Raw genomic sequence first — 24,019 nt, 5'->3', positions numbered from 1 at the left:
CGGCTTGCGCATCTCCGGGCTTCGATGTCGCGACAGCGGGTAACCAGCTTCGCTTGGAGGGAAGTTGACACCGGGAGGACGCGATGGCACATCCGGCGTTGCGCGCACTGGCCGCCAGGTCCGGTCTCCGCCGGGCACGGAGGGCCCCTGAGCGGGAACGGCGGCCGCTGCCGCTTCCGCTGCGGTTGCTGGCCATGGCCCTGGCCTTCGTGGCGATGGTGGCGTTCGCCGCCGCGCTGGCCCGGCTGACGCTGGAGCCGTCGCCCGCGTCGCGGGCGCTGGTCCACAGCAATCTGCATCCGGGGCGCTCCCTGCACGCCTATCTGGGCCAGCCCGGGGCGCGCGACGCCGTGCGGCAGATCGGCGGGAACGTACTGCTCGGTGTTCCGTTCGGGATCCTGCTGCCGGTACTGGCGCCCGGGGCGCGGGGCATCCTGCGCGTGGGCTTCATCACCGCGTGCGTGATGCTGCTGGTCGAACTGGTGCAGGGCGCGGTCGTCACGGGGCGGGCCTTCGACATCGACGACGTCATCCTCAACACCGCGGGCGCGCTGCTCGGCCATCTGCTGGTGGGGCGCCGGCTGGGGCGGGCCGTGCACGCGCGCAAGCGGCGCAAGCCGCGCAAGGCCTGAGGCAACGGTTTCGCGCCGAGTCGTCGCACCAGCTACTCGTACCGGCTAGCGCGGCGTCCAGTGGAACTTGCCGCCGCCCACCCAGCGGACCAGGTCCGGGTCGTCGCAGTCGTGGACCAGGACGCCCGCCTCCGCGGCAAGCGCCAGCACGTCGGTGAGCGAGCGCGCCGCGCCGACCACCTCGCCGTCGACCTCCACGATCCTGAACGGCGGGTCGCCCGGCTGGACCCCGAGCACCACGACCCGCGGACGGGAGATGTGGGGACTCGCGATTTCGGTCATGCAATCGAGGGTAGAGCGGTCCGCGCTCCGGGGCGGCCGGACGCGCCCGTCGTGCGGGCCGCACCCGGCTGGGCAACGCTTGAGGAGGGAGGTGCCGATGGACCCCGTCACAGCGCTGGACCGGATCGCGTTCCTGCTGGAGCGGGCCCAGGCCCCTACCTACCGCGTACGGGCCTTCCGCACCGCGGCCGCCGTGGTGGCCGCTCTGCCCGGGGACGAGGTCGCCGAGCGTGCGGCCGCCGGGACCCTGGAGTCGCTCAAGGGCATCGGTCCCACCACCGCCCAGGTGGTGCGGGAGGCGGTGGCCGGGCAGATCCCCGGCTACCTGGAGAAGCTGGAGCAGGAGGGCGGAACCGCGCCGAAGCAGGGCGGTGAGCGGCTGCGGGCACTGTTGCGCGGCGACTGCCATCTGCACTCGGACTGGTCGGACGGCGGCAGCCCGATCGAGGAGATGGGCCGCACGGCTGCGCTGCTCGGACACGATTGGGCGGCGCTCACCGACCACTCCCCCAGGCTCACCGTCGCCCGCGGGCTGTCCGCGGAGCGACTGCGCGAGCAGTTGGACGTGGTCGCCGCGCTCAACGAGGAGTGGGCGCCCTTCCAGCTGCTGACCGGCATCGAGTGCGACATCCTCGAGGACGGCTCACTGGACCAGGACCCGGAACTGCTGGACCGGCTCGACGTCGTGGTCGTGTCGGTGCACTCCAAGCTGCGCATGGACGCGCGCTCGATGACCCGCCGCATGATCGCGGCCGTCCGCAATCCGCTGGCCGACGTGCTCGGCCACTGCACCGGAAGGCTGATCACCGGGCGCGGCCGCCCGGAGTCGGAGTTCGACGCGGACGCGGTGTTCGCCGCGTGCGCCGAGTCCGGTACGGCCGTGGAGATCAACAGCCGGCCCGAGCGGCTGGACCCGCCGCGGCGACTGCTGCGCCGGGCGGTCGAGGCGGGGGTGCTGTTCGCGATCGACACCGACGCCCACGCGCCCGGGCAACTGGACTGGCAGATCAACGGCTGCGCCCGGGCCGAGGAGTGCCAGGTGCCCGCGGACCGTGTGGTCACGACCTGGACCGCCGAGGAGTTGCTGGCCTGGACCCGTGAGCGGCGGGTTCCCGCGCGTGTGGCCGGCGCGGCGCGTGGTACCCGGCCCGGTACCTGAGGGAGGAGAGGACTGAGCATGGGACGGGCGGCCGTGTTCGACGTGGACGGAACCCTCGTCGACACGAATCATCTGCATGTCACGACGTGGTGGGAGGCGTTCCGGCAGGCGGGTCACCAGGTGCCGATGCACGCCATCCACCGGGCGGTGGGACTCGGCTCCAAGGACCTGATCGCCCATCTGCTGGGCGGGCGGGACCGGGACGAGGTCGACATGCTGGTGGCCGCGCACACGACCCTGTACGGCACGTACTTCGACCGCCTGCCGCCGCTCAAGGACGCCGGACGGCTGCTGCGCCGGCTCGACCACGACGGCTGGAACGTCGTGCTCGCCACCTCGGCGAGCGGGCGCGAGCTGTCGGCGCTGAGGCGGGCGATCGGGGCGGACGACGCGATCGCGGCGACGGCGAGCGCGGACGACGTGGAGGCGGGCAAGCCCGCGCCGGAGCCCGTGGAGCATGCCCTGGAGCTGGCCGGCGTGCCGCCCGAGCAGGCGGTGTTCGTCGGCGACACGGTATGGGACATGCGGGCGGGGACACGGGCCGGAGTGACGTGCGTCGGCCTGTTGTCCGGGGGCATTCCCAGCGCGGATCTCCAGGAGGCCGGGGCGCGCGCGATCTACCGGGATCCGGCGCATCTGCTGGCCATGCTGGGGGACAGTCCGCTGGCCGCGGATACGTAGACGTGCGGGACCGCGCCGCGTCGCACAGTGATGCAGATCACCTCGGGCGGCTGGATTTTCCGGAACACCGACCGGTAGTTTCCCGTTGAACAAGCCGTGGGAGCGCACGGGACAGTGTCCCCGGGCGTCCCCGGGCCTCACCTTCCGCCCGCAGGGACGATCGTTCGGCTGAAGCCCTGTGGAGCCTTTCGCCGAGAGGCGACCGCCGTGCGCGCCCACCACAGACTGCCCCGACCGGCATTCCCCCGTCCGGTCGGGGCTTTTCCTTGCCCGCACACGCCCCGGTTTGGCGCGCGGCCTGACGCCCGCCACCCGGGCCGCACACCCCACGCCATACGTCCTGGTGGCCCCGGACGGCCCCGGCTTGACTTCGAGCGCGCTCCAATTCGTAGCGTCCTCGCATGAGCACTGCACAGCACAGGATCGGGTCGGGTTTCGACGCCAAGAGCACGGCCGACGACGTACTTCGTGGAATCGACCTCAGCGGCAAGCTCGCGGTGGTGACGGGCGGCTACTCCGGGCTCGGCCTGAAGACGACGCGGGCGCTCGTCAATGCGGGTGCCCGGGTGGTGGTCCCGGCGCGGCGCCGGAACGTGGCTCAGGAGGCTCTGGCGGGGCTCGACCGGGTGGAGGTGGACGAGCTCGACCTCGGTGACCTTCAAAGCGTGCGCGGGTTCGCCGAGCGGTTCCTCGCGTCGGGCCGGTCCATCGACATCATGATCAACAACGCCGGGATCATGGCCACCCCGGAGACACGGGTGGGACCCGGCTGGGAGGCGCAGTTCGCCACGAACCACCTCGGCCACTACGCGCTCGTGAACCGGTTGTGGCCGGCGATCGCACCGGGCGGGGCGCGAGTGGTGTCCGTGTCGTCGACCGGCCACCACAGGTCCGGGATCCGCTGGGACGACCCGCACTTCAAGCAGGGGTACGACAAGTGGGAGGCTTACGGCCAGGCGAAGACCGCGAACGTCCTGTTCGCCGTGCATCTGGACCGGCTGGGCCGCAAGGACGGGGTCCGCGCCTTCTCCCTTCACCCCGGCGGGATCCTCACCCCGCTCCAGCGTCACCTCGCCAAGGAGGAGATGGTCGAGCGCGGCTGGATCGACGAGACCGGCGCCCTGGTGGACCCGGACGCCTTCAAGACACCCGAGCAGGGTGCGGCCACCCAGGTGTGGGCGGCGACCTCGCCCCGACTGGACGGCATGGGCGGGCTGTATTGCGAGGACTGCGACATCGCCGAGCCCGCACCGGCGGACGGCGGCCGCAGCGGGGTGAAGGACTGGGCGATCGATGCGAACCAGGCGGCGCGCCTGTGGGAGGTGTCCGCAGACCTGACGGGCGTCAACGCGTTCGCGTCCGGCTCCTGAGAGTGGGTGGCTCGGCCGCTCGGTGTCCGCGGACCTGACCGCGCCGCCGGCCCGTGGAGCCCTCGCACTCCACCGGGCCGGCGGTGCAGCCGGTAGATCGGGGACGAGGCGGTCACCCTGGGGACTCGTCCGGTACGGGGCCCTCGGGGTGGACGGAACCCGTGTGCGGGGCTCCTTGCCTGCCGGTGCCCGCCTCGTCCGTGTCGGGGACATCAGGGGCATCGGTGCCGCCCTGCGCGGGGCGGGCGTCCCACCGGTCCTCGCCCTCGTGGGCCTGCTGGTCCGGCAGGTCCCGCGGAACCGGATCCACGGTCTCGCCGGGACCCTCATGCCGGTGCTCGGTCACGGCGATCACTCCATTCCTCTCATTGCCGGCATCCCTCTCATTGCCGGCACGGCGGGCCCCGCACGGAGCAGGGCCCTTCCGGGCGAGGCGCCGAGTACCGCGGGGAGGGTTTCCGAAACCGGCGGTGCGGGGTTGACCAGGGATACCGGCAGGTGACTCAGGGGTGGGAGTGGCCGTGACCGACGGGCACCCCTCCGGGCGGCGCCACGGCAGCCCCGCGGCGGCCGCCCTTCGGTGCCGTCACCCGGCCGCGTACACGTCCTCGACATAGCGCTCCGACGCGATCAGCTCCAGCCACCGTCCGGAGTCCCCGCCCGGCATCCGCTCGGCGTGCAGCGCCCGGAACGCCTCGCGCACGCCTGGAGCCCTACGGAAGCCGTCCTCGCACACATTGACGCCCACCCTGGCATCGAGCAGCCGCCACACCTCGTCGGCCTCGGCGGCGATGCGGTGCTGCACGAAGGGCACCCCCGTCGACGGGCGTCGCGCTGAACGCGGGGCGCAGCGAGACCGCACCGGCGGCCTCGGCGGCCTCGGCGGCCTCGGCGGCTTCGGCGGCCTCGGCGGCCTCGGCGGCCTCGGCGGCCCGCAACTCCTCGGCGTGCAGAAAGTCCGCGTCCGGCGCGCCACAGCCGAAGTGGCAGACGGCCGGGGCGAGCGCAGCACGGCGGCGACCGGCACCGCCGACCGCGGGGCCCCGGCCCGAGCGGGCGCCCTTGGTCAGCGCCCGCACCCGGTCCGCGATCGCGCCGCGGAACGGGGGGAGTCCGGTACCGGCCGCGACCATGAGGACCGGACCCGAGTGGTCGACGCGGAAGGCCTCACGGCAGGGCCGAATGCGTGCCAGGACGATGTCGCCGGGCTCGACCGTGGCCAGGTACCCGGAGCCGACGCCCCGGTAGGTGCCGTTCCCGGAACGGACCGGGGCCTGAAGGAGCGAGACCATGAGGTCGATGTGGCCGGGGTCGGCCGCGGGCGAGGAGGACACCGAGTAGTGCCGCGGGCGCATCGGCTTGAGCAGGTCCAGCAGCGTCGGCCAGTCGAGGGCACCGCGCAGGGCCGGATACGCCTCGATGACCTCCACGAGTGTGCGCGGGTCGTCGGTGAGGGCCGCCGGCGCGGCACGTTCGGGAGGGCACGGGTCGGCGGCGGCGAGCACGGCCAGCTGGTCGGCGTTCGGGCGCTCCAGCAATTCGACATGGTGAGTAAGAAGCTGACGTGCCGTCAGGATCCGGTTCACGGCCAGGCCGTCACGGCGTGGGCGGGCCGCGCGGACGTCCAGGACCGTGTCCAGGTGGTGCGCATCCAGCCCAGGGCGAAGGCGGGCATCAGGATGTCGTGGGCCCTGGCCCGGTTGGGCTCGTCGTTGTACGCGGTGAACAGGCCGTCCCCGGCGAACTCGCGGACGTTCTCCAGGGCGGGGCCGACGGCCTTGGCCAAGCGCGCCTCGTCGGCGAGGCCCGGTGACCAGGTCGAGGTCGGCCGCGAACAGGACGTCGCGCCCGTGCAGCCGACGCGCCGGCACGGGGCCGTGCCGGCGCATCAGCTCCATGGCCTGCTGGATCGGGGTGCGGCCGGGCCGATGCCGGAGATGTCGGCCTCGGGGTCGCCGTGCGGGGTGCCGACGATGGTCTGCGGGTGCGCGGTGGGGGCATGGAGCGACAACTGCCTTTCGCGGTACGGAACTCCTGCCACCAACTCGGTCGCCGGTTGCCGGGGCCCGTGCCGTGCGAGTACATGAATCCGCAGTGGAAAGGGCCGGCCGGGCCTTGCCAAGCCGGCCGTGGTGCGCAAGACGGCGTTGCCGGACACCACCTAGGGCCGACCGGTCGATCTCGGTCCTCTCATGCGGGTCGCGGGACCCGGCCCCTGGTGCGCGCGCCTAGGATCCGGGGCCGTGGCGAAGACATTTGAAGAAATCGTGGAGATGCGGCGCGCGGCGAAAGAGGCCCAGGTGCGGACCGCCGAACTGCGCGAGAGGTACGGCCCGCCCACCGCCACGCCGTGGACCAAGCAGCAGACCGACACGTACGAGACCGCATGGCGCGCCTGGCGCGACCTCGACCGGGACCTTCAGGCCGAGCTCACCGAGTACGCGAAGTCCCACGGCCGGACGCGCGCCGATGTCGAGGCGGAGGTCCTGGCACAGGCGGAGGAACCTCCGGAGAGTGCCTAGGGGGCAGTGGCCCGTGCTGCCGTCATGTGCGAACGAGGTCGATCCGCCAGTCGTGGGATCTGGTCCAGTGCCCCTTGGGGTACTCGAAGTCGACCTGTCCGAGCAGTTCGAAGCCGGCCTTGCGGCAGACCGCGTTGGAGGCGGGGTGGTCCACGCTCGGGAACGCGTGCAGATACCGGTGGGTCCCGGTGGCTCGCGCCGCCTCGACGACCGCGCGGGCCGCCCGGGCGGCGAGGCCCCGTCCCTGGAACTCGGGCAGCACACCCCACCCGGTCTCCCACACCGTCGCGTCACGCCACGACCGCTCCCAGAAGCCGATCGACCCCACCGTCTCGCCGCTGTCCGCCAGCGTGATCCGGTACATCCGGCCCGCTTCGAGAGCGAGATACCGCCGGTGCCGCGCGGCGAGTCGCTCCTCGGTCTCGGGACCGCCCAAGTGCTCCGTCATCTCCGGGCTGTTGGTCCTGCACAGCAGCCAGAAGTCGTCCTCGGCCCAGGGCTCGAGCCGCACCTCTCGCGCGTCCGTGGTGTCCATGGCGCTCACCCTAGGGCCGGGGTCTGACAACGGCCCCGCACCTGCCCAGGGTCACGCCTCTGACCTGGGCGTCTATCGTTGATCGCGGAACGTGGTGAGAGGGGCGTGACCGACTCGGAACCTCGGGCCGGGGTCGTGTGGCGGAACCGGGCGCTGACGCTCTTCGACCGGATCCCGATGCCGGTCGCGGTGTGCGACGTGCACGGGGCGATCGTGCCGGCCGATCCGGCGATGGCCACCGAGTGGCCGCCGGTGCGCGGGCCGGGTGTCGTAGGCGCCGCCGAAGATCCGGCTCTCCCAGCACCAGCGGTCACCGCCGGGGTGGGCGGTGAGCCCGCCGTTGCTGGTGCCCGTGACGAACTGCGAGCGGTACGCGCCGTCCGCGGCCAGCGCCCGCAGGATCGGCCGGCCGCCGCGTACGAGCCGGTCGGGATGGAAGTTGAGGGTCAGCCGCAGGCCCCGTGGTACCGGGGGACCCGAGGAGAGAGCCGCGACGTGCCGCAGCGCCCGTTCGGCCGCCGTACCGGCACCGGATCCGGTTCGCTCGTCTCCCCTGAAATCCATTGGCCACCCCCGATGGAACCGACTACTTTAGGCGGAAACCTAGGACCCCTAGGCTGCCAGGCTTCCGTACCCGAGCAAGGACTCCTCATGAGATCGCTCACCGAGCAGGACATCCGCAACTCCTTTATCAACTGCTCGAAGGGAGAGGCGAAACGCCTGGCGATACCCCGCGACCTCGGCGAACGCCCCTGGGACGACCTGGACTTCCTGGGCTGGCGGGATCCGGGGGCACCGGATCGCAGCCATCTGGTCGTCGAACGCGCCGACCGGCTCGTCGGCGTCGCGCTGCGCTTCCCGTCCTCGCAGCGCGGTTTCCTGCACCGCAGCATGTGTTCGCTGTGCCTGACCACCCATCCGGGCAACGGCGTGTCCCTGATGACGGCCCGGAAGGCGGGCGCGGCCGGCCGCGACGGCAACTCGGTCGGCGTGTACATGTGTACCGATCTCGCGTGTTCCCTGTATGTGCGTGGAAAGAAGGTGCCCGAGGCCGGGGGCCGCTTCCAGGAGAGCCTCACGGCGGAGGAGCAGATCGCCCGGATGATGGCCAACCTCTCCGCCTTCCTGGAGAAACTGGGCACCTGAGCGCGCGCTGGGTCGCCCCCGGGCGACGCCCGCGGTGCCTGTTGTGTACGTTCGATGCCTGGGTGCCAAGGGAAAGGCGTTGGGGATGCGAGATGTCCATGATGCCTGGGCGCAGGCCGCCGCCCGGATCGCCAGGTGGCGACAGGAGCCCGAGGTCGTCCAGGCGGTGCGTTCGACCGCGGCCGCGACCGTCGCGTATGTCGTCGCCCTGCGCCTGAGCCCTGAGCCTGCCCCCCTGACCGCGCCCCTGACCGCGCTCCTCGTCGTGCAGGTGACGCTGTACGCGACGCTCACCACCGGTGTGCGCCGGGTGAACTCCGTGGTGGCCGGAGTCGTCATCGCGATCGCCTTCAGCATCCTGGTGGGCCTGACCTGGTGGAGCCTCGCCCTGATCATCCTGGCCTCGCTGGCCGTGGGGCATCTCGTACGGGTCAGAGAGTTCGTGCAGGAAGTCGCGATCAGCGGCATGCTGGTCCTCGGCGTGACCCAGGTCGGCAGCACCGCCTGGGCCCGGGTCGTGGAGACGCTCATCGGCGCGGTGGTCGGCCTCGCCACCAATCTGTTCGTCGCGCCCCCGGTGTGGCTCGGGGCCGCCGAAGAGTCCATCGAGGGGCTCGCGCGCCGGGTCCGCCAGCTGATGCTGCGCGTCGGCGAGGAGGCCGCAGGGCACCTGCCGGCCGCGCAGGCGGCCGCACGGCTGCACGAGGCGCGCCGGCTGGACCATGACATCGTCCTGGTGGACGCCGCACTGCGGCAGGCCGAGGACAGTCTGAAGCTCAACCCGCGGGTCCGCGAGGGCCTGCTGCACCGGATCGTGCTGCGCACCGGACTCGACACGCTGGAGATCGTCACGGTGGTGCTGCGGGTGATCTCCCGCACCCTCGCCGACCTGGCGAAGGAGCGGGAACCCGAGCCGCTGTTCGAGTCGGAGATCGGGGCGACGCTTGACCGGCTGCTGTCGGAGATCGGCGACGCCGTGGTCAGCTTCGCGGTGCTCGTCACCACCGATGTCAGCCGGAGCGCCGAGTCCGCGGAGGCCCGGCTCGCCGAGGAGCTGGTCACGGCGGGCGCGACCCGCGACAAGCTGGCCCAGCTGCTGCTGGAGGAGGTGCAACGCGACAGCCGTCAGTGGCAGTTCCACGGCGCGGTGCTGACCGAGGTCAACCGCATCCTGGACGAGCTGGACATCGAGCACCGCACCCGGCGCCTGCTGGAGGAGCTGGACCGCGGCACCCGGGAGCAGCGCGAGCGCAACCCACGTCTGGCCACGCTGTGGGACCTGGTGCGCGATCCCCGGTTCACCCGGATGCGTGATCTTCGTCGGCACCGGAACCGCACGGGGCCGCCCCGGCGTTCCAGGTAGGACGAGCCACCGGACGGGGAAAGGGGCGGGGCGCATGGGCGCGGTGCGGATCGACGGGAACCGGCTGCTGCTGCCGGGGGGTGTGCGGGTCCGCTTCATGCGGACGCTGCGGCTGCCGGAGACGGGCACGCATCCGCTGCCGCCGGGGCTGGGCGAGTTTCCCGTACGCCGGGTGGAGGACTACGCGGAGACGGTGCCCGCCGAGTGGCGGGCGCGCGGCGGCGTGATGCTGCCGGTGTATCTGCGAGAGGCCATGTGGCTGAACTTCACCGCGTCCGATCCCGCCGCCCTGCAGGTGGGCGCGGGCAAGGTGTGCGCGGTCTCCGGCAGGCCCTGGAGTGCGCGTCTCGACCGGGATCCGCAGAACTACGTGGTGCTTCCGCGTCAGCCGTGGCTGGACGGGATCAATTCCGGCCGGGGGACGGTGCGCCAGTTCGTGGCGGTGCCGCTCGGGCTCGGCGCCACGGTCGAGGGCCAGGTCACCGGGGAGGAAGTGTGGGGCGGGATACAGCTGCAGGTGTTCCCGCTCAAGGAGGGGCCCCTGGCCGCGTGGCGGGAGGAGGAGCGGCGCAGGCGGGAGTCGGCCCGGCAGATCGAGCGCGCCAGGGCGGCCGCAGGTCCTTGCGGTGGCGCCTTGCCCGCCCCGGGGGCCCCGCGTGCCGCCTTCCCGCCGGCCATGGCCGCCGCTCCGGGCGGGCCTCCGCGCAGCGCCCCGTCGATGGGCCTCGGCGTCGGCGGTTCGATGCGCCAGGAGGTCTACCGGGACGACCGGCCCGCCGGGAGCTGGGCCGAGGAGCCGGCCGGGCGGGCGTTCGTGCATCTGGTCACGCCTCCGGAGTGGCGTCGTATCACGGGCGAGGCGCCTCCGCCGTCCCCGGTGGACCGCGCGGCGTACACGGAGGCCGGTCTGCCGTGGTTCGACTACTACGACCAGGACGGCGAGGATCTCGCGCCCGCGGACACCCTGGGCGGCATCAAGCCGGTCGGCGACTGGCTCGGCGACGACCACACGCCGTGGCAGCAGCCCTCGCCGCACCAGGTGAAGCCGCTCGGTGACGCGCCGGGGAAGCCGGTGCAGGACGGCGACTGGTGACTGTCCCGGTCCGGGCGGCGGGTGGTGCACAACCGGATCGGCGCGCTTGCCACTCGGTCCTTCCCGGTCCGGGCGGCGGGTGGCGTGCGGGACCGGATCGGTGCGCTGCCGAGTGCACGCTCGGCGAGCGCACCCCGAGGCCGGGGTCTTCCCCGTCGACGGCGTAAGGGGTGAACTTCGGTCTGCCGACGAGCCGTTCGCCTCAGCGGTCTCCGTCCGTGCGCTGCCGCAGCAGTGCGCGCGGGCAGGTCCGGGCGGCCTGCGCGAGCAGGGCGTGCATGCGTTCGGCGAGCTGCGGGACCGTGTCCGCGGGCTCGGGGAACGGCAGGCGTACGTCGCCGTGGTCGCGGGCCCGTTCGATGCGCAGTGTCAGGCCGTGCCGGTCGACGGCGAGCGGCTGGACGCGTACGGCGCCGGCAGGCTGCCTGGATCGACGAGCCGGGTCAGCCGCTGGACGGCGTCCGGGTGGGCGTCGGCGAGATGGGTGAGCAGCCGGGCCTCGGCGGCGACGAGCGGATCGGGCTCGGCGCTCGCGTACTCGTCGAGGTCGACGACGACCACGCCGTTCGCCCGGCGCAGCGCGATGCGCGTCGGCCGCAGCGCGAGCCGGTCTCCCTCGGGCTCGACCTCGCCCGCGAGCCACAGCCGGGCGCGGATCCGGGACCGTACGGGAACGGGCGCGACATCGGCGAACTCCAGCACCACGGACGGCTCTCCCCGGGGAGCGCACGGGGCGGCCGTGAGCAGTGCGCTGCCCTCGGGCGGGCGCAGCAGCACCCGGCCGCCGGCGGCGACGGAGTGTGCGCCGGTGAACTCCTCCCGTCCGTCCCGCGCGGTCACGGCGCAGGACCATGCGGCGGCGAGCACCGAGCGGGCACGCTCCGCCGCGACCGGCGCGGCCGTCCAGGCGTGACGGTGACCCATCCCCAACCTCCTTAGGTAAGCCTTGCCTAACTTATCGGAGATCGGGGTGTGCGCCAACCAGGCCCCGGGTTCCTCACGGAACCGTCAGAGGTGCGCCATCCAGTGGGCGGGGCGCGTGAGGGACGCCGGGAGCCTGGTGCCCACGCTCCCCCGCGCCGCGTTGATCTGCGGCTGGGTCAGAAAGAAGGCGCCGGTCAGATCGGCGTCCGTGAGGTCCGCGTCGCGCAGATCGGCGCCGATCAGATCCGCGTGGCGCAGGTCGGCGCCCGTGAGGTCGGCGGCTATCAGACAGGCGCCCCGCAGACTGGCACCGCGCAGGTCGGCTCCCTTCAGACGCGCGCCGATGAGATCCGCGCCCCGCCGGTCCTTCGTACGGCGGCCGGTCCCGGCCCGAACCAGCTCACTGGTGCGCAGCAGCAGCACATTGACCTCCTGCCGGTGCGCGCCCACATCCAACTCGCCGAGCTCCTCGGGGGTCAGGAGGGTCAGCCGCTCGGTCTCCTCCAGCATGCGGCGCACCTCGGCGTGGACCGGGCGGGCCGCGGGGAGGGTGAGCGCCTCGGTCAGGTACCGGAGCAGCTCGTGGAGTTGCCGCACGACGGGGAACACGCCGAACATCCGCCGGGCGTGCTCCCGGTCGCCCGAGCGCCAGTCCCGCCCGCCGAAGGTGATCTGCGAGACCTTCTGCCCCGCACCGAAGCAGTCGTAGACCGTGCAGCCGGAGAAGCCGCGCTGCCGCAGCTCGGAGTGGACACCGCAGCGGAAGTCGCCCTGGAGGTTGCGGCACGGCGTTCCGGCGTCCTTGTCGACCGCGAAGTCGGCGGAGCGGGCGAAGGGCAGCGCGACACAGCACAGGGCGAAGCAGGATCCGCAGTCGCCGCGCAGGTCGGAACGGTCGGTGGAGGGTGCGTGCATGACGTCACCCTAATCGGGCGTTCGCATGCCGGGACGGCACCCGCCCGGTGGCCGGTGGGTGGCCGTGGGAACACGGCGCACGTACGGTCGCCTCATGGACAGCACAGCAACGGAGCACCGCGGGACCGGGAAAGCTCACCGTTGAGTTTCCTGGACCGTGGGGGTCCTCTCACTCGTACGAAAACAAACTCCGCTACCACAGAGGCAGACCTCGTACGACCCCTGGAGAGACGTCATGTGCACGCACCGGCCCGATTGCCCATCGGCCGACCGCCCCGACCACGACGCGGCGGTCATCGTCTCCGGCCACCCCGAACAGGGGTGGTACCGGCTGTGCAACGGCACCATCGTCTTCGACGACACCGGCGAACTGCTGCCGGACGGACGGGCGGTGGCACCGCTGCGCACGACCGGCCGAGTGGACGGGGCGAACGTCTGAGTGGCCGCAGCCGCCTGCTCAGCGGCCGAGCGGGCGGCTGAGCGGGCGGCTGAGCGGCCGGGCTAGCGGCCGAACAGCTCGAAAGCCACGGCCGGTGTCCCGCCGAACCGCTCCCCCGCGGCCTGGGTCTGGGCGGTGAGGAAGGACCGGGCATAGGTCTCTGGGTCCTCGTCGGTCAACGCCTCGAGGTAGGTGCGGTGTCGGAGGAGTGACCGCACCGCGCGTTCGAGCCCCGCCGCCGCGTCCACGGCGTGGGTGGGCTGCGCGGAACCGGCGACGGCGACCCAGCGGACGCCGTCCCAGGGCTCCGGTCCGCGCTCGGTGAGCTCGGGGAAGATCCACCGGTTGCCGGCGTCCGCGGCCGCGTCCAGGGTGGCGCGTCCCACGGCCACGTGGTCCGGGGTGTTCCAGGCGACGCCGCCCCAGGTGTCGCGGTGGTTGATGGTGATCACCAGCTCGGGGCGGTGACGGCGGATCGCCGCCGCGATGTCCCGGCGCAGCGCGACCCCGTACTCGATGACCCCGTCCCGGTGGTCCAGGAACTCCACCGTGGACACGCCGACCACCGCGGCGCTCGCCCGCTGCTCCCGCTCCCGCAGCGGTCCGCACACGGACGGCTCCAGCGAGTCGATCCCGGCCTCACCGCGGGTGGCGAGGAGATACGCGACCTCGCGGCCGCCGTCGGTCCACCCGGCAATGGCCGCCGCGCAGCCGTACTCGAGGTCGTCGGGGTGGGCGACGACGGCGAGGGCGCGGCGCCAGTCGTCCGGCATGGACTTGAGCGGCTCGTTCCGTGGCTCGGTCATGGCCGCAGGGTAGCGCCGCGCTCCTCTCCGCCCGTCAGGCGAGGGTGATGAAGTACGCGCGGCCGCCCAGGCCGGCGAGGGCGCAGTAGACGGCGAAGGGAGTCAGGGAGTGGGTCTCGAAATACCTGGTCAGGAAGGCCACCGCGAGGTCCGGCGGCGAACGCGGCGATGCTGCCCGCTGCCCGTCGACCGGTTCACCCTGACCCGCCCGCGCGGCGGCCGCTGACCTGCACCACAGGGGTGGTGCCGACACCACCCCCTGATCCACCGGCTCGGCCCACTGTGCTGCCGCCCCGTCCGCTCCAGAGTCGTAGCGAACACGAGAGCACGAGGGGGCGAAGGACATGACCGAGAAGAACCAACCGGGTCTGGGGCGAAGGAGTTTCGTGGCCGGGGCGGCGGCGGTGGCGGGGGCCGCGCTCAGCGGCACGGCGACCGCCGCGCCCGGCAGCCGTCCCGCGGCCCGCGGAACGTCGGGGGCCGCGGACACCGCGATCGCCTTCATCCACGTCACCGTCATCGACGGTTCCGGCGGGTCCGCCGCGCCCGACATGACGGTCGTCGTCGAGGCCGGCCGGATCACCGGGCTGGCGCCCAGCGCGCGCACAAGGCCCCGGCCCGGCGTCCGGACCGTCGACCTGACCGGCAAGTACCTGATCCGGGACTGATCGAGGCGCACACCCACAGCGACGGCCCGGACGCGGTGATCCCCCCGCTGTACCCGCTCGCGGGGGTGACCACGGTGCGCGAGATGTGGGGCAAGCCCGTCCACCACGCGTGGCGGCAACAGATCCTGAACGGCACGCTGCTCGGCCCCAGGTGGCTCATCGGCAGCCCGATCGTCGACGGGCAGCCGTCGCTGTGGGCCCAGGACGTGGGCGAGCACATCGAGGTGACGAACGCGGCCGACGCCCGTCGTGCCGTGCGCCGGGTCAAGCGGGAGGGCGCGGACTTCGTCAAGGTGTACTCCCGGCTGTCCCGGGAGTCCTACTGGGCCATCGCCCACGAGGCCAGGCGCCAGAGCATCCCGTTCCTCGGCCACTGCCCCGACGTCGTACGCATCACCGAGGCCGGCGACGCCGGTCAGCACAGCATCGAGCATCTGCACGCCCTGCTGCTGTCGACCTCGGCGCACGAGGCGGAGGTCCGGCGCGGGCTGGCCGCCGTCCATGTCGACGCGAGCGATCCCAGCAGCCCGTCCCGCTACCACAGCTGGTTCCAGCAGGTGCATCCGCTCCAGTGGAAGGCGGTCCGCGGATACGGCCCGCGCAGGGCGGACGCGGTCTTCCGGCGGCTGGCGGCGGGCGGGACGGCGGTCGTCCCGACGCTGAGCGTGCACCACACGCTGGAGCTGCCCGACCAGGTGCCGGACAGGGGCGGGGACTGGAAGTACCTTCCGGCCTGGCAGGTGGAGTCGTGGCCCGAGCAGTTGCGGGCCCTGACCGGCGGGCGGACGCCCGAGGAGGCCCGCCGCATCCGGGCGATCTACGCCCATCGGCAGCGGCTGGTGAGGGAACTGCACGCGGCGGGTGTGCCACTGCCGGCCGGCACGGACACCGGAACCGGCTATCGGGTGCCGGGGTTCGCCCTCCATGACGAACTGGCGTTGCTCGTCGAGGCGGGCCTGACCCCGGGGCAGGTCCTGCGGTCGGCCACACGGGACGCTGCCCGCACGCTCGGCCTCGACTCGGTCGGCGCCGTGGAGCGGGGAAAGGCCGCCGACCTCGTGGTGCTGGACGCCGACCCGCTGCGCGACATCCGCAACACGCCGCGGATCCACGGCGTGGTCGTGGACGGCCGGTGGATCGACCGCCCGGAGCGGGAACGCCTGCTGGCCGCCGTCCGTGAGGCGGCCTCGCAGGCCGAGCCGCCCCAGGAGGGCGCGGCGTCCGCCACGCGGGCGTGCGGATGCGGCGGGCATCCGTGACCGGTGCGGCCGCCGACGCCCAGGGGGCGTCAGACCCCGTCCCGCGCCAGCGCCAGCAGGCGGTCCAGGACGCGCGGGCCGCCCGCACGGACACCGTCATGTTCGAACTCGTCCGTCACCCAGGTGCGCAGGCCGCGGATCGCGCGGGCGGTGTCCAGCGCGTGGGCGGTGTCGACGTACATGTCGTCGTGGTAGATCGCCGCGGCCACGGGCACCTCGTTGGCGGCGAGGCGGGCGCGGTCGTACAGCGGTGTCCAGTCGGCGCGTTCGGCGAGCAGGTGAGCGGTCTCGCGCAGCGGGCGCAGCGCCGGGTCGGTGTCGAACATCCACGGGTGCACGGACTCGCCCGTGAACAGCACCGGCCCGTCGCCCGTGAGCGTCTTCGCCGCGTCGAACTGCGGGAACTCGGCCCGCACCCGCTCCGCCGACCAGGCGGTGGGGCGCTCGTCCTGGCCGTAGATCGCCTCGTGGACCAGCGCGTACAGGGGGTGGCCCGCGAACGACAGCAAGTGGTGCACCTCCTCCTGGAAGGCGTCGGATAGCTCAAGTCCCTGGGGGGTGCGGACGAAGGCGTCCTCGAGGAGGAAGTGCAGGCGGTGGCTGCCCTCACTGCCGCCGAGCAGGATGCCGAGTGACTGGAACGCCTCCACGGTGAGCCGGTAGCCGCCGTTCAGGACCGGCTCGTGCCGCAGCAGGTACTCGGTGATGCGGCGGACGCGCTCGACGTCCTGCGGGTAGCGGGCGTAGTGGGCGGCGACCTTGCGTTCGATGCGCGGGTAGGCGGCCCGGTAGACGTCGTCGGCGTGCGCGTCGAGGGCGGGCAGGCCGCCGGTGATCAGTGCGGCGCGCAGGCCTTCCGGGGCCGTCGACAGGTAGGTGACGGTGCAGAAGCCGCCGAAGCTCTGCCCGAGGACCGTCCAGGGGGCGCCGCCGGTGACCTGGGGGCGGATGGTCTCGCAGTCGCGGACGATGGAGTCGGCGCGGAAGTGGGTGAGGTAGTCGGCCTGTACGCGGGGGCCGCCGCGCAGCGGGAGGGTCTGCCGGTTGGCGGGCGTGGAGGCGCCGGTGCCGCGCTGGTCGAGCAGGAGAACGCGGAACTCCTGAAGGGCGCGGCCGAGCCAGGCCTGCTTGCCGATGAAGCGGTGCGCGCCGAAGCCGGGTCCGCCCTGGAGGTAGAGCAGCCAGGGCAGGTCGTCGTCCGCCTTGTCGCTCGCCACGACCTCCCGCGCGTACAGCTCGACGGTCTCGCCGTCGGGGTCGTCGTGGTCCAGGGGGACGGTGAAGCGGCGGTCGGTGAGGACGACGCCGGGCTGGCGGTAGCTGTGGGTCAACGGAACTCCCCGGGACGGACGGATTCCAGGCCGCGTCCCAGTCCAGCACATGGTCGCGGGGCGCGGGCGCCCGGGATCAAGGAATCCGTACTGACCGGTCGTTCAGCCGGTTCCCCGGGGCGCCGGGTGCCGGTCAGCGCGCGGACAGGCTGGAGTTGCGCACCACCAGCTCCGGCTGGAGCACGACCCGCCGGTGTTCGTGCGGGCGAGTTCCCGACTCGGCCGCCTCGGCCTCGGTCTCCTCCAGGAGGAGTTCGGCGGCGAGGGCGCCCATGGTGACGGCGGGCTGCCGTACGGAGGTGAGCGGCACGGCGGCGGCCGCGGCGAACTCGATGTCGTCGTAGCCGACGATGGCGAGGTCGTCGGGGACGCTGACGCCGGCCGCGAACATGGCCTGCAGGACACCGAGGGCGAGCAGGTCGTTGGCGCAGAAGACGGCGGTCGGGCGGTCGGCGAGTCCGAGGAGCCGGGCACCGGCGTCCCGGCCCGCGGCGACGTCGAGCCGCTCGGTCGGCAGTTCCCGCAGCGCCTCGGGGCCGAGCCCGGCCTCGGCCAGCGCGTTCAGGGCGCCGGTGCGGCGGTCCCTGACCTGGTTGAGGCCGGGCGGCCCGCTGACGTAGGCGATGAAGCGGTGCCCGGCGTCCACGAGGTGCCGCACGGCCAGGGCGCCGCCCGCCACGTCGTCGACCGACACCGAGCACTCGGTGGTGCCCTCGGCGACCCGGTCCACGAGCACGAACGGGATGCCGTGGCGACGGAACGTCTCGATGTTGCGTCCGGTCGCGTCGGCGGGGGTGAGCAGCACGCCGCGCACACGTTGCTCGGCGAAGAGCGCCAGGTACTCGGCCTCCTCGGCGGCGCTCTGCGCGCTGTTGCAGACCATCACGCCGAGCCCGGCGTCCCGGGCGGCCCGCTCGGCGCCACGGGCCACGTCCACGAAGAACGGGTTGCCCATGTCGAGGACGAGCAGGCCCATGATCCGGCTGCGCCCGGCCCGCAGCTGCCGCGCCGACTCGCTGCGGACGTAGCCGAGCCGGTCGATCGCGGACAGCACACGGGCACGGGTCTCGGAGGCGACCGTCTCCGGCCGGTTGATGACGTTCGAGACCGTGCCGACGGAGACTCCGGCGGCGCGGGCGACGTCCTTGATACCCACCGACTGGGCCATCAGGCGGGGACCTCCAGGGAGACGAGGGGCGGCGGGGCGGGCTTCACACTATCGCCACCGCCCCGCACGGCGGATCCGGTCACGAGGGCAGGGCGAAGTCGACGACGTGGAGCGCCGAGGGTGTCGTACCGCTGGACTTCTCCTGGCACATGAAGGACAGGGTGGTGTCCGCCTTCACCCGCATCTCGTCGATCACGACCTCGCCGAAGGCGTTCAGGCCGCTGCCGTCGTACAGCAGCGTCCAGTCCGAGTGGCCGGAGGACTTCGACGCGCCGGCGATGCGCCCGTAGGGGAGGACGGCGTAGGCGTTGTCGTACTTGTCGAGTACCAGCTTGGTGCGCTGGCTGGAGTTCAGGGGGACCGGGATCTCGGTCTTCTGCCAGGTTCCGGAGGAGTTCTTGCGGACGTGGAAGGCGCGGCCGTTCGCGGTGCGGTCGGCGACGTGGTCCGTGGTGCACTGGCCGAAGCGGCCGGGGACGTAAGAGATGATCGCGTGCGGCAGACCGGCCGAGTCGGTGAACTGGCTCTCCTGGTTCATCAGGGAGTGGTCGGGGTTGAGCGGGTCCACGACGAGCCCCGCGTCCGTGACGGCGACCGTGTCGGAGGTGCCGGTGGCGGCGACGAGGGCGCCGGCGTCGTTGCGCCAGGTGCGGCCGCGGTCGGTGGAGTAGACGTAGCCGGTGTCGTGGTTGGTGATGCCGCCGCCGGAGCACATCACGGCGGCGTTCTGCTCGCGCCAGGTGAAGAAGGAGTGCAGGGGTGCCAGCCGGTGGCCGAGAGCGCTTCGAGCATTCTCCGGCCACACGGCGGCGTGGCGTTCGCGGTACTGGGCGATCCGGTCCTCGCGGACCTTGAGCAGGAAACAGACGCGCTGCATGAAGTACCGCTCCCGGTGTCAGAAGTTGAACCGGTCGATGTTCTTGCTGTCGAACACGGTCGGCTTGCCGAGGTTGATCACGCCGTCCTTGCCGATGGTGTACGTGGTGTCACCGGCCTTGAAGGTCTCGCCCCCCTTGCCGGTGATCTGCCCGGACGCCAGGGCGACCGCGGTGCGGGCGGCCAGATCGCCGAGCTTGGCCGGGTCCCACAGCTCGAACGCCTCGACGGTGCCGTTCTTGACGTACTGGCGCATGTCGTTCGGGGTGCCGAGGCCGGTCAGCTTGACCTTGCCCTTGTACTTGGAGCCGGACAGGTACTGAGCGGCAGCCTTGATGCCGACGGTGGTCGGGGAGATGATCCCCTTCAGGTTCGGGTACTGCTGGAGCAGGCCCTGGGTCTGCTGGAAGGACTGCTGGGCGTCGTCGTTGCCGTAGGCGATCTTGACGAGCTTGATGTCCTTGTACTTGGGATCCTTCAGCTCGTCCTTCATGTAGCCGATCCAGGTGTTCTGGTTCGTCGCGGTCTGCGCGGCGGACAGGATCGCGATCTCGCCCTTGTAACCGATCTGCTGGGCGAGCAGCTGCACCTCGGTGCGGCCCAGGTCCTCGGCGGAGGCCTGCGAGAGGAAGGCGTTGCGGCAGTCGGGCTTGGTGTCGGAGTCGTAGGTGACGACCTTGATGCCGTTGCTCATGGCCTGCTTGAGCGCGGTGCACAGGGCGCCCGGGTCCTGCGCGGACACGGCCATCGCGTTGACCTGCTGCTGGGTGAGCGTGTTGACGTAGGAGACCTGGCCGCTGGTGTCGGTGGCGCTGGACGGGCCGACCTCCTTGTACTTCGAGCCCAGTTCCTCAAGGGCCTTCTTGCCGCCGTTGTCGGCGGAGGTGAAGTACGGGTTGTTGACCTGCTTGGGCAGGAAGCCGACGGTCAGGCCCTTCTTGGTGGCGGCGTTCGGGTTCGCCTTGGCACCCGAGTCGGCGGGGGCGGCGCTCTCGCTCGCGACGTCCTTCTTGGTGGTGCCGCCGCAGGCGGTCGCGGCGAGCGCGAGGGAGGTGACGGCGGCGAGGGCCGCGCAGGTGCGGCGGAGGGATGACTTGCGCATGACGGGTCCTTTTTACGCGGGTGAGTGGGAGCGCCCCAAAGGGGCGCGGGGCGGTATCGATATGCGGCTCCGCCGCGATGGGGGTCCCCGCTGTTCGAGCGAAGCCGAGAACTTGGGGGAGCGACCAGCCACGGACGGCCGGCAGCTTTTTCGAACGGCCGATCCAGCGGACCGCTTACGCGGCTCGACGGCCCGCCCTCGCTACGGAGATCTGGCGCGCGACGCGGGGGCCGAGCACGGAGACGACGAGCAGGACGCCGGTGACGACGATCTGCGACTGTGCGGAGACGTTGACGAGGCTCATCACGTTCTGCAGAGCGCCCAGCAGGAACACTCCCGCGATGGCGCCGCCGAGTGTGCCCTTGCCGCCGTCGAAGTCGATGCCGCCGAGCAGGACGGCCGCGACGACGGAGAGTTCGAGACCGGTGGCGTTGTCGTAGCGGGCGCTGGCGTAGTGCAGCGCCCAGAAGACGCCGGTGAGGGAGGCCATGAAGCCGGTCGCGGTGAACAGGATCAGCTTGGCGCGCCTGACCCGGATGCCGGCGAACCGCGCCGCCTCCTCGCTGGCTCCGACGGCGAACAGCGAGCGGCCGAACGGGGTGGCGTGCAGGATGACCACGGCGATCGCGAGCAGCACCAGGAAGGGCAGGAACGCCTGCGGGAGGAAGCTCTCGCCGATGCGTCCGGCAGCGAAGTTCAGGTACGGGGTGGGGAAGTCGGTCACCGCGTCGGCGCCGAGCACGATCTGTGCGATACCCCGGTAGGCGGCGAGGGTGCCGATGGTGACGGCCAGGGAGGGCAGCCCGAGCCGGGTCACCAGCAGGCCGTTGACCAGCCCGCACACCACGCCCAGCAGGAGGCAGAGCGGGATGATCGTCTCGATCGCCATGCCGTCGTTCCACAGTTTGCCCATCACCGCGCCCGCCAGCCCGGCCGTGGAGGCGACGGACAGGTCGATCTCACCCGCGACCACGAGCAGGGTCATGGGCAGCGCGATCAGCGCGATCGGCAGGGTGTTGCCGATGAGGAACGACAGGTTGAGGGCATTGCCGAAGCCGTCGACGAAACCGAACGACAGCAGCAGGAGGACGACGAGGAGGGCGACGACGACCGTGTCCCAGCGGATCGCGCGCGTCAAGGAGTCAGGCATGGCGGGCGTTCTCCTTCTTCAGGGCCGTCTTCTTCGCGGTCGTCTTCTTCAGGGCGGAGGCCACCCGCAGCGCGACGATCCGGTCGACCGCGATGGCGAGCAGGAGCAGGACGCCGTTGATGGCGAGCACCCAGACGGAGCTGACACCGAGGGCGGGCAGCACGCTGTTGATGGAGGTCAGCAGCAGGGCGCCGAGGGCCGCGCCGTAGACGCTGCCGGAGCCGCCGGTGAAGACCACGCCGCCGACCACGACGGCGCTGACGACGGTGAGTTCGTAGCCGTTGCCGGTGCCGGAGTCGACGTTGCCGAACCGGGCCAGGTACAGGGCGCCCGCGAGCCCGGCCAGGCCGCCGCAGAAGGTGTACGCGGTCAGGATCCGCTTGCGCACGGGGATGCCGGCGAGGCGGGCGGCCTCCGGGTTGGAGCCGAGCGCGTACAGTTCGCGTCCGCTGCCGAAGTGCTTGAGGTAGTAGGCGGTCGCGACCAGGACGACCAGGGCGATGAGGGCCAGCCAGGGGACGGCAAAGATGCCTCCGGACCCGAAGTCGACGAACCCGCCGGGCAGGTCGGCCGCCGTGATCTGCCGCGAGCCGACCCAGATGGAGTCGATGCCGCGGATGATGTAGAGGGTGCCGAGGGTGACGACGAGGGCGGGCACCTGGCCGAGGCTGACGAGCAGCCCGTTGAGCAGACCGAAGCCGACGCCGAGCAGGATCGCCAGCACCACCCCCACGACGGGGTTGCCACCCCCGTGCAGATACGTGCCGGTCGCGAAGGCGCTGATGCCGAGGGTGGAGCCGACCGACAGGTCGACGTTGCGGGTGATGACGACCAGGGACTGGCCGGTCGCGACCAGCACCAGGATGGTCGCGTTCAGCAGCAGGTCCTTGATGCCCTGCTCGGAGAGGAAGTCCCTGTTGCCGAGCTGGGTGACGATGATCATCACCAGGAAGACGACCAGGATGGCGAGTTCACGCATCTTGAACACGCGGTCGACCAGCCGGGTGCCGCTGGACTTCTGCATATCGGTCACGGGGGCCTCGTCGGGTGCGGTCACCGTCATGCGGCAACCCTCCCGGTGGCTGCGGCCATCACGGTTTCCTCGGTGGCTTCGGAGCGCGGGATCTCGGCGGTGAGCCGGCCCTCGTGCATCACGAGCACGCGGTCGGCCATGCCGAGGATCTCGGGCAGGTCGGAGGAGATCATCAGGACGGCCACGCCGTCCGCGGCCAGCTCGCTGAGCAGCCGGTGCACCTCTGCCTTCGTGCCGACGTCGATGCCGCGGGTCGGCTCGTCGACGATCAGCACCTTCGGGCCGGTGGCGAGCCACTTGGCGAGGACCACCTTCTGCTGGTTGCCGCCGGACAGCGTGGAGACGGCGTCCGCGATCCGGGCGTACTTGACCCGGAGCTTGACGGCCCAGTCGAGGGAGCGGCTGCGTTCGGCGCCGCGGTCCACGAGCCCGGCCTTCACGGTCGTGCGCAGACCGGTCAGACCGATGTTGCGTTCGATGGACATGTCCATCACCAGGCCCTGGGCGCGCCGGTCCTCGGGGACCAGGGCGAGCCCGGCGGCCATCGCGATGGAGGGCGCGCCGTTGGTGAGGGTCCTGCCGTCGACCTCGACCTCGCCCGCGTCCCAGCGGTCGATGCCGAAGACGGCGCGCGCGACCTCGGTCCGGCCGGCGCCGACGAGCCCGGCGAGACCGACGATCTCACCGCGCCGCACGTCGAACGACACGTCGGTGAAGACGCCCTCCCGGGTCAGCCGCCGTACGCTCAGGGCGACCTCCCCCGGCTCCACGTCCTGCTTGGGGTACAGCTCGTCGAGGTCGCGGCCGACCATGCGGCGGACGAGGTCGTCCTCGGTCATCCCCTCCAGCGGTTCGCCGGCGATCCAGGCGCCGTCGCGCAGGGTGGTCACCCGCTGGCAGATCTCGAAGATCTCCTCCAGCCGGTGGGAGATGAACAGCACCGCCGCGCCCTGCTCACGCAGGGTGCGCACGACGCCGAAGAGCCGGGCCACCTCGCTGCCGGTGAGGGCCGCGGTCGGCTCGTCCATGATCAGGACGCGGGCGTCGAAGGAGAGCGCCTTGGCGATCTCCACGATCTGCTGGTCCGCGATGGACAGGCCGCGCGCCGGGCGCTCGGGGTCGAGGTCGACGCCCAGGCGCCGCATCAGGGCCGCGGTGGCCGCGTTCGTGGCCTTGTGGTCGATCCGGCCGAGCGCCTTGCGGGGCTGGCGGCCCATGAAGATGTTCTCGGCGATCGACAGGTCGGGGAAGAGGGTCGGTTCCTGGTAGATCACGGCGATACCGGCGTCCCGGGCGTCGGCCGGGCCGTGGAAGACGGTCGGCTCACCGTCGAGCAGCACCTGACCGGCATCCGGTCGGTGCACACCGGCGAGCGTCTTGATGAGGGTCGACTTGCCCGCGCCGTTCTCGCCGGCGAGGGCGTGCACCTCGCCGGGGAACAGTTCCAGGGACACGTCTCTCAGGGCGCGCACCGCGCCGAAGGACTTGGAGATGTCCCTGAGCGCCAGCACCGGGGCCGGACCCGTGTCGGACGGGTGGGTCATGGGGGCTCCTCGACGACGCCG

At 72.2% G+C, this 24,019-nt stretch carries 25 protein-coding genes and 5 pseudogenes; 11 read left to right on the top strand and 19 right to left on the bottom strand.

Annotated elements, in window-relative coordinates; translation table 11 throughout:
* Positions 1-83: 83 nt before the first annotated feature.
* Complete coding sequence (locus AB0N14_RS33910; protein WP_366029540.1) at positions 84-632, top strand: VanZ family protein; 549 nt, start codon at positions 84-86, stop codon at positions 630-632.
* Between the two features lie 45 nt (positions 633-677).
* On the opposite strand, the gene AB0N14_RS33905 is transcribed toward AB0N14_RS33910, so the two are convergent.
* Complete coding sequence (locus AB0N14_RS33905; RefSeq protein WP_366029539.1) at positions 678-914, bottom strand: hypothetical protein; 237 nt, start codon at positions 912-914, stop codon at positions 678-680.
* A 97-nt stretch (positions 915-1,011) separates the two neighbouring features.
* Here AB0N14_RS33905 and AB0N14_RS33900 point away from each other — a divergent pair, with 97 nt between their 5' ends.
* From AB0N14_RS33900 to AB0N14_RS33890, 3 genes are all read left to right on the top strand, one after another.
* Positions 1,012-2,073 carry a PHP domain-containing protein gene (locus AB0N14_RS33900; protein ID WP_366029538.1) on the top strand — a complete coding sequence of 354 codons (1,062 nt, stop codon included), beginning with the start codon at positions 1,012-1,014 and terminating at the stop codon, positions 2,071-2,073.
* A gap of 18 nt (positions 2,074-2,091) precedes the next feature.
* On the top strand, positions 2,092-2,754 hold the full coding sequence (locus AB0N14_RS33895; protein ID WP_366029537.1) for an HAD family hydrolase: 663 nt from the start codon (positions 2,092-2,094) through the stop codon (positions 2,752-2,754).
* A gap of 401 nt (positions 2,755-3,155) precedes the next feature.
* The gene (locus AB0N14_RS33890; protein WP_366029536.1) at positions 3,156-4,124 is read left to right on the top strand and encodes an SDR family NAD(P)-dependent oxidoreductase; all 969 of its coding nucleotides are present in this window, start codon (positions 3,156-3,158) and stop codon (positions 4,122-4,124) included.
* A 112-nt stretch (positions 4,125-4,236) separates the two neighbouring features.
* On the opposite strand, the gene AB0N14_RS33885 is transcribed toward AB0N14_RS33890, so the two are convergent.
* The 4 genes and pseudogenes from AB0N14_RS33885 to AB0N14_RS33870 form a co-directional block, all read right to left on the bottom strand.
* Positions 4,237-4,470, bottom strand: a complete 234-nt coding sequence (locus AB0N14_RS33885) for a hypothetical protein (RefSeq protein WP_366029535.1) — start codon at positions 4,468-4,470, stop codon at positions 4,237-4,239.
* 240 nt (positions 4,471-4,710) lie between these two features.
* Positions 4,711-5,764 (bottom strand): annotated as a pseudogene (locus tag AB0N14_RS33880) (reductase); the annotation flags it as partial.
* Positions 5,707-5,910 carry a hypothetical protein gene (locus tag AB0N14_RS33875; protein WP_366029550.1) on the bottom strand — a complete coding sequence of 68 codons (204 nt, stop codon included), beginning with the start codon at positions 5,908-5,910 and terminating at the stop codon, positions 5,707-5,709. The pseudogene AB0N14_RS33880 and the gene AB0N14_RS33875, both read right to left, overlap by 58 nt.
* Before the next feature lie 102 nt (positions 5,911-6,012).
* Positions 6,013-6,165, bottom strand: coding sequence for a hypothetical protein (locus tag AB0N14_RS33870; protein WP_366029534.1), 153 nt, complete (start codon positions 6,163-6,165; stop codon positions 6,013-6,015).
* 202 nt (positions 6,166-6,367) lie between these two features.
* On the opposite strand from AB0N14_RS33870, the gene AB0N14_RS33865 reads away from it, so the two are divergent.
* Positions 6,368-6,646: a hypothetical protein gene (locus AB0N14_RS33865; RefSeq protein ID WP_366029533.1), complete on the top strand. Its 279-nt coding sequence runs from the start codon at positions 6,368-6,370 to the stop codon at positions 6,644-6,646.
* Positions 6,647-6,668: 22 nt separating this feature from the next.
* Here the strand turns inward: AB0N14_RS33865 and AB0N14_RS33860 are convergent, their stop codons facing one another.
* Positions 6,669-7,181: a GNAT family protein gene (locus tag AB0N14_RS33860; protein WP_366029532.1), complete on the bottom strand. Its 513-nt coding sequence runs from the start codon at positions 7,179-7,181 to the stop codon at positions 6,669-6,671.
* A 243-nt stretch (positions 7,182-7,424) separates the two neighbouring features.
* Positions 7,425-7,745, bottom strand: a pseudogene (locus tag AB0N14_RS33855) (DUF3626 domain-containing protein); the annotation flags it as partial.
* An 87-nt stretch (positions 7,746-7,832) separates the two neighbouring features.
* Between AB0N14_RS33855 and AB0N14_RS33850 the strand changes: the two are divergent.
* From AB0N14_RS33850 to AB0N14_RS33840, 3 genes are all read left to right on the top strand, one after another.
* Positions 7,833-8,327 carry an FBP domain-containing protein gene (locus AB0N14_RS33850; protein ID WP_366029531.1) on the top strand — a complete coding sequence of 165 codons (495 nt, stop codon included), beginning with the start codon at positions 7,833-7,835 and terminating at the stop codon, positions 8,325-8,327.
* An 85-nt stretch (positions 8,328-8,412) separates the two neighbouring features.
* Positions 8,413-9,690 (top strand): FUSC family protein, encoded by a 1,278-nt coding sequence (locus AB0N14_RS33845; protein WP_366029530.1) that lies wholly within the window; start codon positions 8,413-8,415, stop codon positions 9,688-9,690.
* Positions 9,691-9,724: 34 nt separating this feature from the next.
* On the top strand, positions 9,725-10,783 hold the full coding sequence (locus AB0N14_RS33840) for a hypothetical protein (protein WP_366029529.1): 1,059 nt from the start codon (positions 9,725-9,727) through the stop codon (positions 10,781-10,783).
* 202 nt (positions 10,784-10,985) lie between these two features.
* Here AB0N14_RS33840 and AB0N14_RS33835 read toward each other — a convergent pair.
* Both AB0N14_RS33835 and AB0N14_RS33830 read right to left on the bottom strand, forming a co-directional pair.
* Positions 10,986-11,707: pseudogene (locus AB0N14_RS33835) on the bottom strand (DUF2470 domain-containing protein).
* A gap of 84 nt (positions 11,708-11,791) precedes the next feature.
* Positions 11,792-12,622, bottom strand: a complete 831-nt coding sequence (locus AB0N14_RS33830; RefSeq protein ID WP_366029528.1) for a pentapeptide repeat-containing protein — start codon at positions 12,620-12,622, stop codon at positions 11,792-11,794.
* A 235-nt stretch (positions 12,623-12,857) separates the two neighbouring features.
* Here AB0N14_RS33830 and AB0N14_RS33825 point away from each other — a divergent pair, with 235 nt between their 5' ends.
* A complete protein-coding gene (locus AB0N14_RS33825; RefSeq protein WP_366029527.1) occupies positions 12,858-13,061 on the top strand; it encodes a DUF5999 family protein in 204 nt (67 codons plus the stop codon).
* Positions 13,062-13,123: 62 nt separating this feature from the next.
* On the opposite strand, the gene AB0N14_RS33820 is transcribed toward AB0N14_RS33825, so the two are convergent.
* Both AB0N14_RS33820 and AB0N14_RS33815 read right to left on the bottom strand, forming a co-directional pair.
* Positions 13,124-13,867 (bottom strand): PIG-L deacetylase family protein, encoded by a 744-nt coding sequence (locus tag AB0N14_RS33820; RefSeq protein ID WP_366029526.1) that lies wholly within the window; start codon positions 13,865-13,867, stop codon positions 13,124-13,126.
* A gap of 34 nt (positions 13,868-13,901) precedes the next feature.
* Positions 13,902-14,120, bottom strand: coding sequence for a hypothetical protein (locus AB0N14_RS33815; protein ID WP_366029525.1), 219 nt, complete (start codon positions 14,118-14,120; stop codon positions 13,902-13,904).
* Between the two features lie 91 nt (positions 14,121-14,211).
* Here AB0N14_RS33815 and AB0N14_RS33810 point away from each other — a divergent pair, with 91 nt between their 5' ends.
* Together AB0N14_RS33810 and AB0N14_RS33805 are read left to right on the top strand one after the other, a co-directional pair.
* The gene (locus AB0N14_RS33810) at positions 14,212-14,535 is read left to right on the top strand and encodes a hypothetical protein (RefSeq protein WP_366029523.1); all 324 of its coding nucleotides are present in this window, start codon (positions 14,212-14,214) and stop codon (positions 14,533-14,535) included.
* A 35-nt stretch (positions 14,536-14,570) separates the two neighbouring features.
* Positions 14,571-15,794: an amidohydrolase family protein gene (locus tag AB0N14_RS33805; protein WP_366029522.1), complete on the top strand. Its 1,224-nt coding sequence runs from the start codon at positions 14,571-14,573 to the stop codon at positions 15,792-15,794.
* 29 nt (positions 15,795-15,823) lie between these two features.
* Here AB0N14_RS33805 and AB0N14_RS33800 read toward each other — a convergent pair whose 3' ends face one another.
* From AB0N14_RS33800 to AB0N14_RS33765, 8 genes and pseudogenes are all read right to left on the bottom strand, one after another.
* Positions 15,824-17,125: an alpha/beta fold hydrolase gene (locus tag AB0N14_RS33800; protein WP_366029521.1), complete on the bottom strand. Its 1,302-nt coding sequence runs from the start codon at positions 17,123-17,125 to the stop codon at positions 15,824-15,826.
* A 133-nt stretch (positions 17,126-17,258) separates the two neighbouring features.
* Positions 17,259-18,293 (bottom strand): LacI family DNA-binding transcriptional regulator, encoded by a 1,035-nt coding sequence (locus AB0N14_RS33795; RefSeq protein ID WP_366029520.1) that lies wholly within the window; start codon positions 18,291-18,293, stop codon positions 17,259-17,261.
* Between the two features lie 79 nt (positions 18,294-18,372).
* A pseudogene (locus AB0N14_RS33790) lies at positions 18,373-19,050 on the bottom strand (BNR-4 repeat-containing protein); the annotation flags it as partial.
* Between the two features lie 9 nt (positions 19,051-19,059).
* Positions 19,060-19,170, bottom strand: a pseudogene (locus AB0N14_RS33785) (L-rhamnose mutarotase); the annotation flags it as partial.
* Positions 19,171-19,188: 18 nt separating this feature from the next.
* Positions 19,189-20,271, bottom strand: a complete 1,083-nt coding sequence (rhaS, locus tag AB0N14_RS33780) for a rhamnose ABC transporter substrate-binding protein (RefSeq protein ID WP_366029519.1) — start codon at positions 20,269-20,271, stop codon at positions 19,189-19,191.
* 175 nt (positions 20,272-20,446) lie between these two features.
* A complete protein-coding gene (locus tag AB0N14_RS33775; protein WP_366029518.1) occupies positions 20,447-21,421 on the bottom strand; it encodes an ABC transporter permease in 975 nt (324 codons plus the stop codon).
* Positions 21,414-22,484, bottom strand: a complete 1,071-nt coding sequence (locus AB0N14_RS33770; RefSeq protein ID WP_366029517.1) for an ABC transporter permease — start codon at positions 22,482-22,484, stop codon at positions 21,414-21,416. Before AB0N14_RS33770 ends, AB0N14_RS33775 begins: the two co-directional genes overlap by 8 nt.
* On the bottom strand, positions 22,481-23,998 hold the full coding sequence (locus AB0N14_RS33765) for a sugar ABC transporter ATP-binding protein (RefSeq protein ID WP_366029516.1): 1,518 nt from the start codon (positions 23,996-23,998) through the stop codon (positions 22,481-22,483). The genes AB0N14_RS33770 and AB0N14_RS33765 overlap by 4 nt, the downstream gene beginning before the upstream one ends.
* Between the last annotated feature and the right edge of the window lie 21 nt (positions 23,999-24,019).

It is taken from the genome of Streptomyces sp. NPDC051104, from assembly GCF_040682835.1.
GTDB lineage: Bacteria > Actinomycetota > Actinomycetes > Streptomycetales > Streptomycetaceae > Streptomyces > Streptomyces cynarae.
This window is presented reverse-complemented; position numbering and strand designations above follow the sequence as displayed.